The sequence below is a fragment of the Nocardia sp. NPDC005825 genome (assembly GCF_040630175.1).
GTDB lineage: Bacteria > Actinomycetota > Actinomycetes > Mycobacteriales > Mycobacteriaceae > Nocardia.
Genome location: NZ_JBEXXC010000001.1, coordinates 322944 through 336956, shown reverse-complemented (window position 1 = coordinate 336956; position 14013 = coordinate 322944). Strand labels below are relative to the sequence as shown.

Annotated in this window: 15 protein-coding genes; 3 read left to right on the top strand and 12 right to left on the bottom strand. The window is 68.6% G+C overall.

Annotated elements, in window-relative coordinates; translation table 11 throughout:
* Positions 1-196: 196 nt before the first annotated feature.
* Genes ABZ382_RS01650 through ABZ382_RS01640 form a run of 3 tightly spaced genes read right to left on the bottom strand, consistent with a single transcriptional unit; the run spans position 197 to position 2297 of the window.
* Positions 197-589, bottom strand: a complete 393-nt coding sequence (locus ABZ382_RS01650) for a VOC family protein (RefSeq protein ID WP_357082277.1) — start codon at positions 587-589, stop codon at positions 197-199.
* Positions 590-640: 51 nt separating this feature from the next.
* Entirely contained in the window at positions 641-1450 is an 810-nt protein-coding gene (locus tag ABZ382_RS01645; protein WP_357082274.1) for a hypothetical protein, read from the bottom strand.
* A gap of 22 nt (positions 1451-1472) precedes the next feature.
* A complete protein-coding gene (locus ABZ382_RS01640; RefSeq protein WP_357082271.1) occupies positions 1473-2297 on the bottom strand; it encodes a DUF3097 domain-containing protein in 825 nt (274 codons plus the stop codon).
* A gap of 183 nt (positions 2298-2480) precedes the next feature.
* On the opposite strand from ABZ382_RS01640, the gene ABZ382_RS01635 reads away from it, so the two are divergent.
* Both ABZ382_RS01635 and ABZ382_RS01630 read left to right on the top strand, forming a co-directional pair.
* Entirely contained in the window at positions 2481-2912 is a 432-nt protein-coding gene (locus ABZ382_RS01635; RefSeq protein ID WP_357082268.1) for an NfeD family protein, read from the top strand.
* Positions 2912-4153 (top strand): SPFH domain-containing protein, encoded by a 1242-nt coding sequence (locus ABZ382_RS01630; RefSeq protein WP_357082265.1) that lies wholly within the window; start codon positions 2912-2914, stop codon positions 4151-4153. The genes ABZ382_RS01635 and ABZ382_RS01630 overlap by 1 nt, the downstream gene beginning before the upstream one ends.
* Positions 4154-4224: 71 nt before the next feature.
* Here ABZ382_RS01630 and ABZ382_RS01625 read toward each other — a convergent pair whose 3' ends face one another.
* The 6 genes from ABZ382_RS01625 to ABZ382_RS01600 form a co-directional block, all read right to left on the bottom strand.
* Positions 4225-5163, bottom strand: a complete 939-nt coding sequence (locus ABZ382_RS01625; protein WP_357082262.1) for a TauD/TfdA family dioxygenase — start codon at positions 5161-5163, stop codon at positions 4225-4227.
* Positions 5164-5182: 19 nt separating this feature from the next.
* Positions 5183-6529: an LLM class flavin-dependent oxidoreductase gene (locus ABZ382_RS01620; RefSeq protein WP_357082259.1), complete on the bottom strand. Its 1347-nt coding sequence runs from the start codon at positions 6527-6529 to the stop codon at positions 5183-5185.
* Between the two features lie 40 nt (positions 6530-6569).
* Entirely contained in the window at positions 6570-7436 is an 867-nt protein-coding gene (locus tag ABZ382_RS01615; protein WP_357082256.1) for an ABC transporter permease, read from the bottom strand.
* Positions 7429-8265, bottom strand: a complete 837-nt coding sequence (locus ABZ382_RS01610; RefSeq protein ID WP_357082253.1) for an ABC transporter ATP-binding protein — start codon at positions 8263-8265, stop codon at positions 7429-7431. Before ABZ382_RS01610 ends, ABZ382_RS01615 begins: the two co-directional genes overlap by 8 nt.
* Entirely contained in the window at positions 8262-9341 is a 1080-nt protein-coding gene (locus ABZ382_RS01605; RefSeq protein WP_357082250.1) for an ABC transporter substrate-binding protein, read from the bottom strand. The genes ABZ382_RS01610 and ABZ382_RS01605 overlap by 4 nt, the downstream gene beginning before the upstream one ends.
* A gap of 166 nt (positions 9342-9507) precedes the next feature.
* Complete coding sequence (locus ABZ382_RS01600; RefSeq protein ID WP_357082247.1) at positions 9508-10254, bottom strand: helix-turn-helix domain-containing protein; 747 nt, start codon at positions 10252-10254, stop codon at positions 9508-9510.
* A gap of 468 nt (positions 10255-10722) precedes the next feature.
* Between ABZ382_RS01600 and ABZ382_RS01595 the strand changes: the two genes are divergently transcribed.
* The gene (locus tag ABZ382_RS01595; RefSeq protein ID WP_357082244.1) at positions 10723-11064 is read left to right on the top strand and encodes a transglycosylase family protein; all 342 of its coding nucleotides are present in this window, start codon (positions 10723-10725) and stop codon (positions 11062-11064) included.
* Positions 11065-11143: 79 nt separating this feature from the next.
* Here ABZ382_RS01595 and ABZ382_RS01590 read toward each other — a convergent pair whose 3' ends face one another.
* The 3 genes from ABZ382_RS01590 to ABZ382_RS01580 are packed head-to-tail and all read right to left on the bottom strand — an operon-like array spanning position 11144 to position 13883.
* Positions 11144-11941, bottom strand: coding sequence for an ABC transporter ATP-binding protein (locus ABZ382_RS01590; RefSeq protein WP_357082241.1), 798 nt, complete (start codon positions 11939-11941; stop codon positions 11144-11146).
* On the bottom strand, positions 11938-13014 hold the full coding sequence (locus ABZ382_RS01585) for a glycine betaine ABC transporter substrate-binding protein (protein ID WP_357082239.1): 1077 nt from the start codon (positions 13012-13014) through the stop codon (positions 11938-11940). Before ABZ382_RS01585 ends, ABZ382_RS01590 begins: the two co-directional genes overlap by 4 nt.
* Entirely contained in the window at positions 13011-13883 is an 873-nt protein-coding gene (locus tag ABZ382_RS01580; RefSeq protein ID WP_357082237.1) for an ABC transporter permease, read from the bottom strand. Before ABZ382_RS01580 ends, ABZ382_RS01585 begins: the two co-directional genes overlap by 4 nt.
* Positions 13884-14013: the final 130 nt, after the last annotated feature.

Below are 14013 nucleotides of genomic sequence, written 5' to 3'. Positions count from 1 at the left end.
GATGCTGCACGGCCGAGCCGTATTCGGCCCCGAAAGGTGAGGGGCCTCGTAAACTCGGCCACCCTTCTTCCTTCTCCTGTTCCTACCGGAGGGGGCTGGTGGGTGAGGGGCCTCGCAAGCTCGGCCACCTCTCTTCCTTCTCCAGGCGTCTTTTATCTTTTCGTCTCTTTGCTTTTGTGGCTCTGATCTTTGGGTCTCACCCCAACGCCGCGTACAGATCCACCCCGTGCCCATCCGGATCGAGCACAGTCGCATACCTCTGCCCCCAGAACGCATCGAACGGCTTCAACTCAGCCCGATACCCCGCCCCCACCAACTCCGCGAACTTGGCATCCACCCCAGCCGCATCCCCGCAGTCACATGCCAACCCGATCCGCCCAGCCCCAGGCACAGCAACCCAATCCGGCCGAAACGACCGAACCGTCTCCTCGGTATCGAGCATCAGCTTCACACCCCCACCAAGGTCCGCGTCGACATGCGGCTCCGTCTCGGCCCCCTCCGCGAACCCCACCCCGAGCCGCCGATAGAACTCCAGCGACGCCCTCATATCCGCCACCACGATCCCGATCACATTCAGTCGAATACCCATGCCCGAACCCTAGGCGCGGTCCACCCGCATTCTCTTGAACGAATCGGACACTCAGCGAGCGTGCACAGCCGCCAGCCGCGCGGCCCGAATCGCGTTCCACAGCGGCCGCAACAACGCCTCCTGAGCAGCCACCGCGGTCGCCGAGGTCGGCGCCGAAGCCGGCTCCCGCTCGGCGACGGTCAGGATCGCCGCGACCTGATCGGCGGTGTCGAGAATCCGCCGCGCCCGCAACGGCATCGAATCCGGGTACTTGTGCCGGGAATGCCCGGCCAACTCGGCCTCCACCAGATCCCGAGGCGGGACCCCGCCCGACCCGAGCCGGGTGGTGTGCATCTGCGCCAACGCGTCCGCCGCATCCCGCACGGCTTCCCGCATCGTGTATTCGGCCTCACCCAACGGCATTTCCGGCGCGAGGGTCAGCGGTATGGGCGTGGAGTACACCCGCCACTGCAATGCGTCCTCATCGGTCCACACCGGTACGAGTCCGGTCCCGTTGGTTCCGGGCGCTCCGACGAGGATGCCTTCCTCGGCTTCGGTTGCGGCAGCGGCGAACTCGGTGCCGACGGGTATGCCCCGCACGTCTCCGGGAATCGGCAGCACCAACCGTACCTGCGCGTCCAGCCCGGTGTACGCCTCGCGAATAATCTTGAGCAGCACCATGATTCCCGCCCCGGCCACCGCCGCGGGGTCTTCGTCGGATGCCCACGGCAGCCCGGTGTGCCCGCCGGTGACAGGGTCTCCGGCGGCCACGGTCTGTCGCGGAGCCCAAGCGCGCAGTTCGTCGAGCACATCGTCGGGGGCGCTACAGCCTGCCAGCCAGGAACCGGCCCAGACCGTGAGCGAGGCGCTTGGGGAACTCATGTATTCGAGGATAACTGGCGGGCTACTCCTGCTCGGTGACGAAATCGATCAGTCGTTCGACCGCACCGATGAGGGGGGTTTCCAGGTCGCGGTAGGAGTTGACCGCGTTGTAGACGCGCCGCCACCCGTCCTGCGGGGTGCCCCAGCCGAGGCGTTGGCAGATGCCGGTCTTCCAGTCCTCGCCGCGGGGTACGTCCGGCCAGGCGGGGATGCCGACGGCTGCGGGCCGGACGGCCTGCCATACGTCGATGTAGGGGTGGCCGGTGACGAGGACGTGCGCGCCGAGGCCCTGGGTGAGGCCGGATTCCTTGGAGCCGGTGACCAGGTGATCGACGAGGACGCCGACGCGGTGGTTCGGTCCGGGCTGGAATTCGGCGAGTTTCGCGCCGAGGTGGTCGAGGCCCTCGAGTTGTTCGACGACGACGCCTTCGACCCGGAGGTCGTGGCCCCACACGCGTTCGACGAGGGCGGCGTCGTGGATGCCTTCGACCCAGATGCGGCTGGCGCGGGCGACCCGCGCTTTGAGGCCTTCGACGCGGGTGGATCCGGAGGCGGATCGGGTGGATTTCGCAGGTGTGGCGGCGGTCGGCTTGACCAGGGTGACCGCCTGGCCGTCGATGAGGAAGGCGGCTTCTCGCATCGCGAACAGTCGCACGCGTCCGGCGCGGTCCTCGAGTTTGACGAACTCTCCGTCGTAGCTGCGGTCGAAACCGACTACGGCACCGCAGAATCCGGTGGCCGCGTCCTCGGCGACGAGGTCGCGTTCGGCGACCACGCGGGGCACCTCCCGCTTCTGTTTCCGTGCGTGCCCGGTGAAGATGTCGCCGTACTTCTGGTGCCCACTCACCGCGTCGAGGTTACCGGCGGCGGGCGGGAATCCCGCTCGCGCCGCGCCCATTCCGGCGGTCGGGGCGGCTGCTGGGCAGGTTGTGCACGGATTCCGGTGATCGGTGTCCGATGTGCCCGGTCGCGGGGCTCGGAGTGATCACGAATAGCAGCCGGGCCCCGCAAATACAGTTACTGTTGTGGCGTGGCCGCAATAGTTTGGCTGGTCGCGGGCATCCTGCTCGCGGCGGCCGAGATGCTCACGGGCACTCTTGTGCTGATCATGCTGGGGGTCGCCGCACTCATCACCGCGGGCGTGAACGCGCTCACGGGGGCCCCGGTGCTGGTGGACGCGGTCGTGTTCGGTGTCACCTCGATCGCGCTGCTGGCGCTGGTGCGCCCATTCCTGTTGCGGCGCTACGCGACTCCGCCGCCGCATCAGACGGGGGTGGACGCATTGCCGGGCAAGACCGCCAAGGTGCTCGAAACGGTCGACGAGCACGGTGGTCGCGTGAAGCTCGGCGGAGAGGTGTGGAGTGCGCGCCCATACGACGCCTCGGAGACCTACCCCGTCGGTTCGACCGTGTACGTCATGAGGATCGACGGTGCGCACGCCGTCGTCATGAAAGGGCAGTGATGGCTGTACTGATAGTCGCCGTCGTACTCATACTTCTGGTCGTCGTGGTGGTCTTCAAGTCGGTGGCGCTGGTGCCGCAGGCGGAGGCCGCCGTGATCGAGCGGCTGGGCCGCTATTCGCGGACCGTGTCCGGGCAGCTGACCTTCCTGGTGCCGTTCGCGGACCGGGTGCGCGCCAAGGTCGACCTACGCGAGCGGGTGGTGTCCTTCCCGCCGCAGCCGGTCATCACCAAGGACAACCTGACCGTGCAGATCGACTCGGTGGTGTATTTCCAGGTCACCAGCCCGCAGGCCGCCGTCTACGAGATCTCCAATTACATTGCCGCCGTTGAACAGTTGACGATCACCACGCTGCGCAACGTGGTCGGCGGCATGACCCTCGAGGAAACCCTCACCTCCCGCGACCAGATCAACGGTGAACTGCGCGGCGTCCTCGACGAGGCCACCGGCCGCTGGGGCCTGCGGGTGTCGCGGGTGGAACTGAAGGCGATCGATCCGCCGCCGTCGATTCAGGAATCGATGGAGAAGCAGATGAAGGCCGACCGGGAGAAGCGCGCCATCATTCTCACCGCCGAAGGCCAGCGCGAGGCGTCGATCAAGACGGCCGAGGGCCAGAAGCAGGCGCAGATCCTCGCGGCCGAGGGCTCCAAGCAGGGAATGATCCTGACCGCCGAGGGTGAGCGGCAGTCCCGCATCCTGCGGGCCCAAGGTGAGCGGGCGGCCGCGTATCTCCAGGCGCAGGGCCAGGCCAAGGCCATCGAGAAGGTGTTCGCCGCCATCAAGAACGGCAAACCCACCCCCGAGCTGCTGGCCTACCAGTACATGCAGACCCTGCCGCAGGTCGCCAAGGGTGACGCCAACAAGGTGTGGCTGGTGCCGAGCGATTTCGGCAAGGCCCTCGAAGGGTTCGCGCGCGGTTTCGGCAAGCAGGGCGAGGACGGCGTCTTCCGCTACGAGCCGGCCCCTGACGGCGCGGAATCCGCGACCGAGGACGACTCCGACGAGGTCGCCGACTGGTTCGACACGGCCACTGACCCGGCCACCCAGCAGGCCGTGCGCGCCGCGGAGGCCGACGCCCGCACCCCGGTCGAGCCGATGAGCCTGCCGCCTACGGTCGCGCCGCAGCAGCTGCCGCACACCCAGCGTCCGGCTCCGCCCGTGCAGCCGCAGTACCGGCCGGAACCGCCGCCGGACCAGCGCTGGCAGAACCCGCCGCAGCCGCCGCGCCCCCAGGGGCACTGACGGATTTCCCGATCGCGACATCGAATGAGGCCCTCCCGGCATTGCCGGGAGGGCCTCGTCGTAGGCAGCGGTCAGTTCGTGGAACCGTCGAACCGCTCGCCCGAGATCGACCGCGACGGCTCGCCGTCGACGCCCACCGGCACCTCACCTTCGAGGGTGGTGCGGTACAGCACCCGGGTCACGTCGAGATGGTCGAGGTCGCTGGGCGCGAGATGCGCGGTGGCGCGGTTGTCCCAGAACGCGACACTGTCCTTCTCCCACCGGAATCGGACCGTGTACGCGGGATCGGCGATCTCGGCGTACAGCAGTTCGAGCAGCGCGTCGCTCTGCCGCGGGCTCAGGCCGATGATGCGGGTCGTGAAGCCGGGGTTCACGAACAGCACGCGTTCCCCGGTCACCGGGTGCACGCGGACCACCGGATGCTCGGTGACCAGGGGCGCCGCCGCGACGCGCTTGGCGTAGTCGCTGTCCGCGTCCCACACGGGCAATCTGCCGCCGAACCGGTGCTCGGCGCGCAGCCCGTCGAGCAGCGTTTTCAGCGAATCCGGCAGTCCCGCATAGGCGGCCGCCAGATTGGTCCACTGGGTGTCGCCGCCGCGCTCGGGCGCGATCTCGGCCCGCAGCAGGGAGGCGGCGGGCGGGTTGATCAGCGGTGAGATGTCGGTGTGCCACTGATTGGTGTAGCTGAATTTCTTCTTCCCGAAACGCTTTTCGTAGAGCCGGCTGTCGACGGCGAGGATCTCGGGGTGCTCGGTGGGCGCGTCGTCGTCGTAGGGGTGTGAGGGCGTGACCGCGCCGAAGCGGCGGGAGAAGGCGATCTGCTCGGCGTGCCCGATGCGCTGATCGCGGAAGAACAGCACCTTGTATTCGTGCAGCGCGGCGGTGAGGACCGCGATCTGCTCGTCGGTGAAGTCGGCGCGCAGGTCGATGCCGCTGATCTCGGCGCCGATGTGCCCGGCGACGGGAGTGATCTGGAAGGTGCCGACGGGGTGCTCGGTGACGGTGGTCATGAGGGTTTCCTTTCGGTGCTCAGGCGGTGGCCTGGGTGCGGACGGGAGTGAACTGGCTTTCCACCGGGGCGAGGCCGTAGTGGCCGCGCAGCGTGGTGGCGGTGTACTCGGTGCGGAACAGGCCGCGCTGCTGCAGGATCGGGACGACCTGGTCGACGAAGTCCTCGAGCCCGCCGGGCAGGTACGGCGGCATGATGTTGAAGCCGTCGGCCGCGCCCTGCTCGAACCAGGTCTGCAGGTCGTCGGCGATCTGTTCGGGGGTGCCGGCGAGGGTGCGGTGGCCGCGGCCGCCGCCGAGCTTGCCGATGAGCTGGCGCACGGTCAGCTCCTCCTTCTCGGCGAGCTCCTTGACGAGGGTGAATCTGCTCTTGCCGCCTTCGATTTCGCTTTCCGGGGGTAGCGGCGGGAGCGGCGCGTCGAGGGCGTGCTCGGTGAGGTCGACGCCGAGCAGTGTCGACAGCTGCCGCAGCGCGTAGTCGGGGGAGATGAGGTCGGTGAATTCCTGTTCCAGCGCACGGGCTTCGGCCTCGGTGCCGGCGATGAACGGCACCAGACCGGGCAGTACCTTCAGATCGTCGGCGGACCTCCCGTACTTGGGCAGCCGGGCCTTGAGGTCCCGGTAGAACGCCTGCCCTTCGGCGAGCGTGCGCTGAGCGGTGAACACGGCCTCGGCGTGGCGGGCCGCGAATTCCTTTCCGCTCTCCGAGGATCCGGCCTGCACGAGCAGCGGCCGCCCCTGCGGGCTGCGCGGGGAGTTCAGCGGCCCGCGGACCCGGAATCGCTCACCGCGGTAGTCGAGGGTATGCACCTTCTCCGGGTCGGCGAATACGCCGGTCTCGGGGTCGAGCACGACGGCGTCGGATTCCCAGCTGTCCCACAGCTGGACGGCCAGATCGACGAACTCCTCGGCCCGCTCGTAGCGGCGGGCGTGTTCGGGGATGGCGTCGAAGCCGAAGTTGAACGCCTCGTCCTCGCTGCCGGAGGTGACGATGTTCCACCCCGCGCGCCCGCCGCTGATGTGGTCCAGGGACGCGAATTTGCGGGCCAGATTGAAGGGTTCGTTGTAGCTGGTCGAGGCGGTGGCGATGAGGCCCACATGTTCGGTGGCGGTGGCGATGGCCGCGAGCAGGGTGACCGGTTCGAAGACGGCGAGGGCGTTGCGTTTGATGCGCGGCCCGACCGCGAGCCCGTCGGCGAAGAACACCGAGTCGAGCCGGCCGCGTTCGGCGATACGGCCGAGCTCCTGGAAGTGCCCGACCTCGAGCACCTGGTGTTCGCGGGTGCGCGGATGCCGCCAGGCAGCCTCGTGGTGGCCGACGCCCATGAGGAACGCGTTGAGATGGAAAGTCTTGCGGGGGTTGGACATAGGGGAGTGATCCTTCGATGGTGTCAGGGGTGGCGGCGGGCTAGCGGTGCGCACGCCAGCGGGAGAGCCGCCGCTCGATGGCCACGAGCACGCCGTTGTAGGTGAGCCCGACCACGGCGATGGCGACGATCCCGGCGTACATGTCCGGAATCTGGAAGTTCTGCTGCGCGGCGGTGATCAGGTACCCGAGCCCGGCCCGCGCCCCGAACATCTCCGCCGCGATGAGCACCAGAATCGAACCCGAGGCCGCCATCCGGATCCCGGTGAAGATGGACGGCACGGCCGCGGGCAGGATCACCTTCTGGAACAGGCGCAGCGGTGAGAAGCCGAGTGACACGGCCGATTTCACGAGCAGCGGGTCCACCGTCCGCACGCCGCTGATGGTGTTGAGCAGGATCGGGAAGAACCCGGCGTACACCACCAGCGCGATCTTGGAGGTCTCACCGATGCCGAGGATCAGGATGAACACCGGCAGCAGTGCGAGGGCGGCGGTATTGCGGAACAGTTCCAGCACCGGGTTCAGGAATTCCGCGACCGGCCGGTACCAGGCGATCGCCACACCCACCGGAATCGCGGTCACCAGTGCGATGGCGAAGCCGATGAGCGAGCGGGTCAGGCTGGTGGACACGTGTTCCCAGAGCTGACCGTTGCGGATCAGCTCGAGCCCGGCCCCGACCACCGTGGAGAACGGGGGCAGGAAGACCTCGTCCACGAGACCCAGTCGCGGCGCGGCCTCCCACACCGCGAGGAACGCCGCGATCACCACGGCCGGTTTGCCGATCCGCCAGCCGATGCGGGCGATCGTGGGCAGCACCGAGGAGGCCCGTTTCGGCCGTGGCGCCGCGCGATCGGCGGTGTGGGACGGGATCTCGACGGGTGCGTCGACCAGTTGCACAGCGCTAGACATGGGAATTCCTCCGATCGGCGGTGAGCGCGGCCTGCTCCAGGTCCTGGGCTCGCGCGACCTCGTCGTGCAGCAGCGACCACACGTGGTGGCGCAGTTCGCGGAACCGTTCGCTGGACCGGACGTCCGGGTCGGCTTGCCGGTCCAGGTCGATGTCGACCACGGCTTTGATCCGCCCGGGCCGCGAGGTCAGGACGGCGACGCGCTGCCCCAGGTAGACGGCTTCGTCGATGCCGTGGGTGATGAACAGCACCGTCTTGCCGGTGGCTCGCCAGATCCGTAACAGCTCGTCCTGCAACGACTCCCGGGTCTGGGCGTCGAGCGCGGCGAACGGCTCGTCCATCAGCAGCACCTCCGGATCGAAGGCCAGGCTGCGGGCGATGGCGACGCGCTGCTTCATGCCGCCGGACAATTCGTGCGGGTACCGGTTGCCGAATCCGGCGAGTCCGACCAGCTCCAGATAGTGTTCGGCGATTCCCTTGCGGGCGCGGCGGGGAATGCCCTTGGCCTCCAACCCGAATTCGATATTGGCCCGGGCCGTGCGCCAGGGGAGCAGCGCGTACTGCTGGAACACGATGCCGCGATCGAGTCCCGGCCCGGTGACGGGCGCGCCGTCGAGCAGGATCTGGCCGGCGGTCGGCCGATCCAGTCCGCCGAGCAGGTCCAGCAGGGTGGACTTGCCTGAACCACTGGGCCCGACCAGCACCAGGAACTCACCGTCCCGAACATCGACGGAGATATCGGAGATCGCGGTGAGCGGTTCCTTCTCGCCCCGCACCGGGAATTCCTTCCGAACCCCCGACAGCGCGAGTTTGACCGCGGCGGTGCTCATTTCGCCACCGCCTCGCCGCTCGGGCCGCCGGTCGCCGGGTACTTCCCGTTGGCGTACGGATTGTCCTTATTGGTGTAGAGGTCCTTGGCGGCGAGCTTGCCCGCGGGCAGTTCGCCATTGCGGACCAGCCAGTCGATCCAGATCTGCAGCTCCCGTTCGGCGACCACGCCGCCGGGGACCGGGACGCCCGAGCTCTTGTAGTACTGCAGCAGCGAAGTGTTCTCGTTGCGCCCGCGCTTGTGGATGATGTCGGCGAACTTGGCCACCACCTCATCGCGCGGTGTCACCTGCAGCCAGCGGGTGGCGCGCGCGGTGCCCTGCACGAAGTCGGCCACCGCGTCGGCGTGCGACTTCAGATAGTCGTTGCGGAAAACATAGGTGCCGTAATCGAATTGGCCGAACAGATCCTTGTCGGTGTAGAGCGGATGGATCCCGCCGCGCCCGATGGCGGTGTCACGGAAGACGCCGCCGAGCGCGGCCACGTCGATCTGCCCGTTGCGCAGCGCGTCCTCGGTGTTGGCGGGCGGCAGCACGACGAGCTGCACCTGCTTGATCTCGGCGTCGCTGAGACCTTGGTCGTGCAGCCACTGGCGGGTGATGAATTCGTGGTGCGCGCCCAGGGTGTTGACGCCGACCTTCTTGCCGATGAGGTCGCGTGCCGAGGTGATGCGGGAGTCGTCGCGTACGAAGTAGCCGGTGAAGTTCAGTTCGTCCGCGCCGTAGGAGCTGAGCACGGAGGTGACGGGCGCGCCGCCCGCGATGAGCTTGATGACCGCGCCGTTGAAGGCGCTGCCGAATTCGACCTGTTTGGTGGCGGCGGCCTGGATATTGGCCGGGCCGGAGGTGGTGTCGCCCTCCCAGTGCAGGTCGATCTTGGTGAAGTAGCCCAGGTCGGCCGCGAGCTCGAAGGCCGTGACCTGGCCGGTGCTGCCCTGATAGCGGACGACCGTCCTACCGTCGGCGGTCGTGCCCGCGTCGGTCTTGGCGCAGCCGATGAGCAGGACCGCCGCGCTGGTGACCGTGATCGCGGCGGCGACCGCGCGTCGCACCCGCGTGGGGCGGAGAGAGAAGGCCATGGGGATGTCTTTCGGTGAATGTGTCCGTCGCGGAATGGGTTTCGTGGCGGGGACGACAACAGAGCCGCATGGGGATTCCTCTTCGGGGGTGGGGACGGTCGATCGGAGTGCTCACATGCTGCGACGGCCGGGAGGCCCCGGCAATCGCCATTTCACGATGTGGAAATCAGCGTGAGCGAAATTCGGCGGCGGAAAACGTTGCCTCGCCGGTGTTTTGGAACAGCGGCGCGATCCGGCCCGCCGCGATGCGCATGGCCGGGACGACGGCGCGGATCAGCTCGCCATCCAGGCGCTCCGAGCGGGCCTGCACCGCCAGCGCGCCCCGCACCTGCCGGTGCGGTCCGACGATGGGCACCGCGAGCGCGCGGATCGGATCGTCGGTCTCGATGAGCTCGCTGGCGAATCCCCGGTGCCGGACCCGGTCGAGGTCGACATCGGCCGCAGCCCGGCCGGCGGAGTAGGCGAGCAACGCCTGGCCGGTCGCGCTGGCGTGCAGCGATTGCCGGGCCCGCGGCACCTGATGGTGGCAGAAGTGCACGGGCGGGCGGGCCTGGAACACCGTGACCGCGTCGTCGGCCTCGGGCACGCTCACGCTGACGGTGATGCGGATGCCCGCCGCCAGCGCGTACAGGTGCGGCGCGATCGAGTCCAGGCCCAGGCGGGTCAGCGCGGGCCGGGCCAGCGTGGCCAGCCCCTGTCCGACCCGATACCGGTCGGTGGCCGGGTCCTGTTCGAGCAGTCCGCCCCGGACCAGCGCCTGGGCCAGCCGGTGCGTGGTGCTGACCGGCAGCGCGGCCCGCTGGGCCAGTTCGCTCAGCGACAGTTCGGGATCGTCGCCCTCGAGGCAGTTCAGGACGTGGATCGCGCGGTCGACAGCGCGGGCTCCGGACCGGGGTTCATCGATGGCGGCCATGGTTCCTCCTGGTGGACCCGAAACGACGTTCCAGGCACTATCCCTAGTGCTCTGACCTGGGGCAACGGTTGCGCGCAGCACGATCCGAGCCGGTCGCACCGCGTTTCCGCGCGCGAATCGCTTTGTGTCGCGTTTGTATTACGCGATGGGGGTCACCTTTTATGCGTGACCTCGCTCACAAATTCCACTCTGAATTCCAGAAATGTCATTCTCCGACACTCCGCGACGAACTGCGTAAACCACATAAAGTGCGGTCGCAATCGTTTCGTCAACTGCTCGTGATCGATACGTGATTTGCGGAGATCTTTCCGTTACCGTCGCTAGCGGCTCGGAGAAACCCGGGCTCCAGCTCGAATCGACGAACACCGGCAACTCCGTCCCGCGATTCGAGAGCAACCGATACCCCTGGGGACGGGGACCCGCAGCGAGCAGCACGGGCCGGTGGGAGCGGGGCGAGGAAACAAACTTATGCATCGCAACCGGAAGCTCACCACCCGCACTCGTATCGTCGCCGCCACCGCGGCCATGGGCGCGCTCGTGTCCGTCCCGTTCGCGCTGTCGACGGCGACCGCTTCGGCCGCCTCGGGCAACTGGGACGCTGTCGCGCAGTGCGAGAGCAGCGGCAACTGGGGCGCCAACACCGGCAACGGTTTCTACGGCGGCCTGCAGTTCACCCAGAGCACCTGGAACGCCTACGGTGGCGCGGGCAGTGCCGCCAACGCCAGCCGTGAGGAGCAGATCCGCGTCGCGGAGAACGTGCTCGCCGGCCAGGGCCGGGGCGCCTGGCCCGTGTGCGGCGCCTACCTGTAATAGGCGTTCCGCTCGGTCGGAATTCGCGATGGCCCGTGCCGCAACGATGCGGCACGGGCCATTGTCGTATTTCGCGCAATCACGCGTGGGCTTCGTAGATCGCCTGCGCCAATTCGATCTTGACGGCTTGGAATTCGGGCGTGGCGGTGACAGCTAACTCTCGGGCACCAGCCTCGTCGTCGCCGGGCAGGGTGATGGCCCGGTCCACGATGACGCGTCCCGGCCGGGCGCTCATGACCAGGACCCGGGTGGACAGGAATACCGCCTCCTCCACCGAATGGGTCACGAACACAATGGTTTTCCCGGCTTCGCGCCACAGGCGCAGCAACTCCACCTGCAACCGCTCGCGGGTCAGTTGATCCAGCGCGCCGAACGGTTCGTCCATGAGGATGATGCGCGGATCGTTGGCCAGCACCCGCGCGATCTGCGCCCGCTGCTGCATCCCACCGGACAGTTCGTAGGGCCGCTTGCCGCCGACGTCGCCCAGCCCGACCAGTTCGAGCAGCCGGTCCGCCACGACCCGGCGCTCCTTCTTGTCCACGCCTCGGCACTTCGGGCCGAACTCGACATTGCCGCGAACGGTGAGCCACGGGTACAGGGTGGGCGACTGGAAGACGACCCCGCGTTCGGGGCTCGGCCCGTCGACGCGGTCCGGGCCGACCAGCAGGGTGCCGGTGCTGGGTTCGAGGAAACCGCCGAACAGTCGCAGCAGCGTGGTCTTGCCGCATCCGGACGGCCCGACGACGCTCACGAACTCGCCGGGCTCGATGACCAGATCGGTGGGGGACAGCGCGACGGTGCTGCCGGTCGGGGTGTCATAGGTCTTGGAGACCTCCGTCAGCACCACCCGGTCGCGCTGGTCGACCGCGGCGGTCATTTCGCGCTGACCTTGGTGGCCGCCCCCGCGTAGACCGCCCCGGCGTACGCCTCCGGCGCCGCCAGGCCCTGGATCTCGCCCTGGCTCAACAGGAAGTCGGCAGAGGACTTCAGATCCGCGCCCAGCTGCTTGCCCAGGTAGCCCGGACCGGCCTGGGCCGTCGCGTCGAGGTAGCCGTATTCGCCGAGCTGCTTGCGGATGTCGGCGACCGGAACGCCGAGCTGCGCGGAGATGCGAGTGGCGGCACTGTCGGGCGCGGTGTTGATGAGAGTGACCGCCCAGTTCTGCGCCGCGGTCCACACTTCGAGGAAGCGCGGGTTGGCCGTCACGAACTCGCTGCGCGCGCCCGCCAGGTCATAGGTGGGTTTGCCGGCCTTGGCGGTCTCGGCGGCGGTGGTGACCACGTGCCCGTTCTTCACCAGCTCCGACAATGTCGGCTCCCAGATGAACGCCGCGTCGATATCGCCGCCCCGCCAGGCCGCGGCAATGGCGTCGGGCTGCATGTTCACCAGCGTCACCTCGCGCTCGACCCCGGCGGCGGTGAGCGCCGCGAGCAGGCTGTAGTGCGAGGTGCTGGCGAACGGCACCGCGACCTTCTTCCCGCGCAGGCCCGCCACCGAGGTGATGGCCGGATCCTTCACGACGAGCGATTCGGCCGCGCCGATCACGTCGTGGATCCACACCGCCCGCATGCCGATGTGCAGCGGCGCGGACAGGGCCCGGGCGGCGGCTGCGCTGCCGAGCAGGCCCAGATCCAGGGAGTTCGACCCGAACGCCTGGATCACGGTCGCGCCGGAGGCGAACTTGCTCCAGGTGATGGTCGCCTTGGGCAGGCAGGTCTCGAGCAGTCCCGCGTCCTTCACGATCAGGTCCCCGTTGGGGATCTCCTGATAGCCGAGTCGTACCGTGCCGGTGAAGGTTTCGTCCACCGCCACCGGGCACGCCACCTGCTCCCCGCCGCCACGCGACTGATCGGTGCGCCCGGACTGAACGCACGCGGTCAGGGAGGCGGTGAGCAGCCCGGCGACCGCCAGGGCCGCGGCTGCGCGTACTGAACGGGCAACGCGTTTCATGCTTGGCCTTTCCACGGCACGACCAGCGCGCCGATCCGACTGATGACCGCGTCGAGCGTGAGCGCGGTGAGACCGATGACGATGATGCAGGCCATGGTCAGCGGGGTATTGAGCTGCTGACCGGCCAGGAAGGCGAGCCCGCCGATACCGGGGATGCCATTGTTCAGCTCCGCCGCGACCACGGTGGTCCAGGCGAATCCGACGGCGACCCGGATCCCGCCGATGACCTCGGGCAGGGTGGCGGGCAGCAGCACCCGGGTGACGACCTGTAACCGGTTGGCCCCCAGCGAGCGGGCGGCATTGATCCGGTCGGCCGAAACCTGGTGCACGCCCGCCATGGTCGCGATCACGATGGGCGGGAAGGCGGCGAGGAACAATAGCCAGATCTTGGAGGTGTCGCCGATGCCGAACCAGACGATGAGCAGTCCGATGTAGCCCAGCGGCGGCAGGGTCCGCACGAAGTTGAGGTAGGGCCCGACGATGGTCGCCAGCGTCCGGGAGGTGCCGAGTGCGAATCCGGCTATCGGGCCGAGGATCACGGCCGCGCCCGCACCCGCGGCGATGCGTTGCAGGCTCGCCAGCAGGTGCTCCCACAGGAAGTAGTTCTGCTCGCCGGGCACCTCCCGGGGGACGCCGGGCGCGAGCTGATGCCAGCTGTTGGCGCGCCCGAAGGCGTCCCACACGGCGTGCGGGCCCGGCAGGAACCGCGGGTCGACGAGTGTCGTGGCGGCGACGGCCCACCACAGGGCCAGGAATCCGGCCAGCGATGCCGCGCGCACGGCGAGGCCGCGAATCGGTCCGGCGGGCAGGGTGATTCGGGCCCGGTCGGCGGGGGTGGTCGTGGGTCGGGTCGCGCCGATACTGATCATGCGGGTGTTCCGGGCACGTGGTGGGGACTCACGTGGGTGCGCCTCTCTGTCCGACGGGTGGGCCTGCGGCGCCGGTGCGAGACCGGAACCGTCCGGCCCGATCCTGTCGGGGCGGCATCGCGCCGAACAG

Bases quoted from the DNA above. Each gene is read 5' to 3' on its own strand.
- ABZ382_RS01650 (WP_357082277.1), bottom strand. From the start codon at position 589: ATGGGTATTCGACTGAATGTGATCGGGATCGTGGTGGCGGATATGAGG.
- ABZ382_RS01645 (WP_357082274.1), bottom strand. From the start codon at position 1,450: ATGAGTTCCCCAAGCGCCTCGCTCACGGTCTGGGCCGGTTCCTGGCTG.
- ABZ382_RS01630 (WP_357082265.1), top strand. From the start codon at position 2,912: ATGGCTGTACTGATAGTCGCCGTCGTACTCATACTTCTGGTCGTCGTG.
- ABZ382_RS01625 (WP_357082262.1), bottom strand. From the start codon at position 5,163: ATGACCACCGTCACCGAGCACCCCGTCGGCACCTTCCAGATCACTCCC.
- ABZ382_RS01620 (WP_357082259.1), bottom strand. From the start codon at position 6,529: ATGTCCAACCCCCGCAAGACTTTCCATCTCAACGCGTTCCTCATGGGC.
- ABZ382_RS01615 (WP_357082256.1), bottom strand. From the start codon at position 7,436: ATGTCTAGCGCTGTGCAACTGGTCGACGCACCCGTCGAGATCCCGTCC.
- ABZ382_RS01610 (WP_357082253.1), bottom strand. From the start codon at position 8,265: ATGAGCACCGCCGCGGTCAAACTCGCGCTGTCGGGGGTTCGGAAGGAA.
- ABZ382_RS01605 (WP_357082250.1), bottom strand. From the start codon at position 9,341: ATGGCCTTCTCTCTCCGCCCCACGCGGGTGCGACGCGCGGTCGCCGCC.
- ABZ382_RS01600 (WP_357082247.1), bottom strand. From the start codon at position 10,254: ATGGCCGCCATCGATGAACCCCGGTCCGGAGCCCGCGCTGTCGACCGC.
- ABZ382_RS01595 (WP_357082244.1), top strand. From the start codon at position 10,723: ATGCATCGCAACCGGAAGCTCACCACCCGCACTCGTATCGTCGCCGCC.
- ABZ382_RS01590 (WP_357082241.1), bottom strand. From the start codon at position 11,941: ATGACCGCCGCGGTCGACCAGCGCGACCGGGTGGTGCTGACGGAGGTC.
- ABZ382_RS01585 (WP_357082239.1), bottom strand. From the start codon at position 13,014: ATGAAACGCGTTGCCCGTTCAGTACGCGCAGCCGCGGCCCTGGCGGTC.
- ABZ382_RS01580 (WP_357082237.1), bottom strand. From the start codon at position 13,883: ATGATCAGTATCGGCGCGACCCGACCCACGACCACCCCCGCCGACCGG.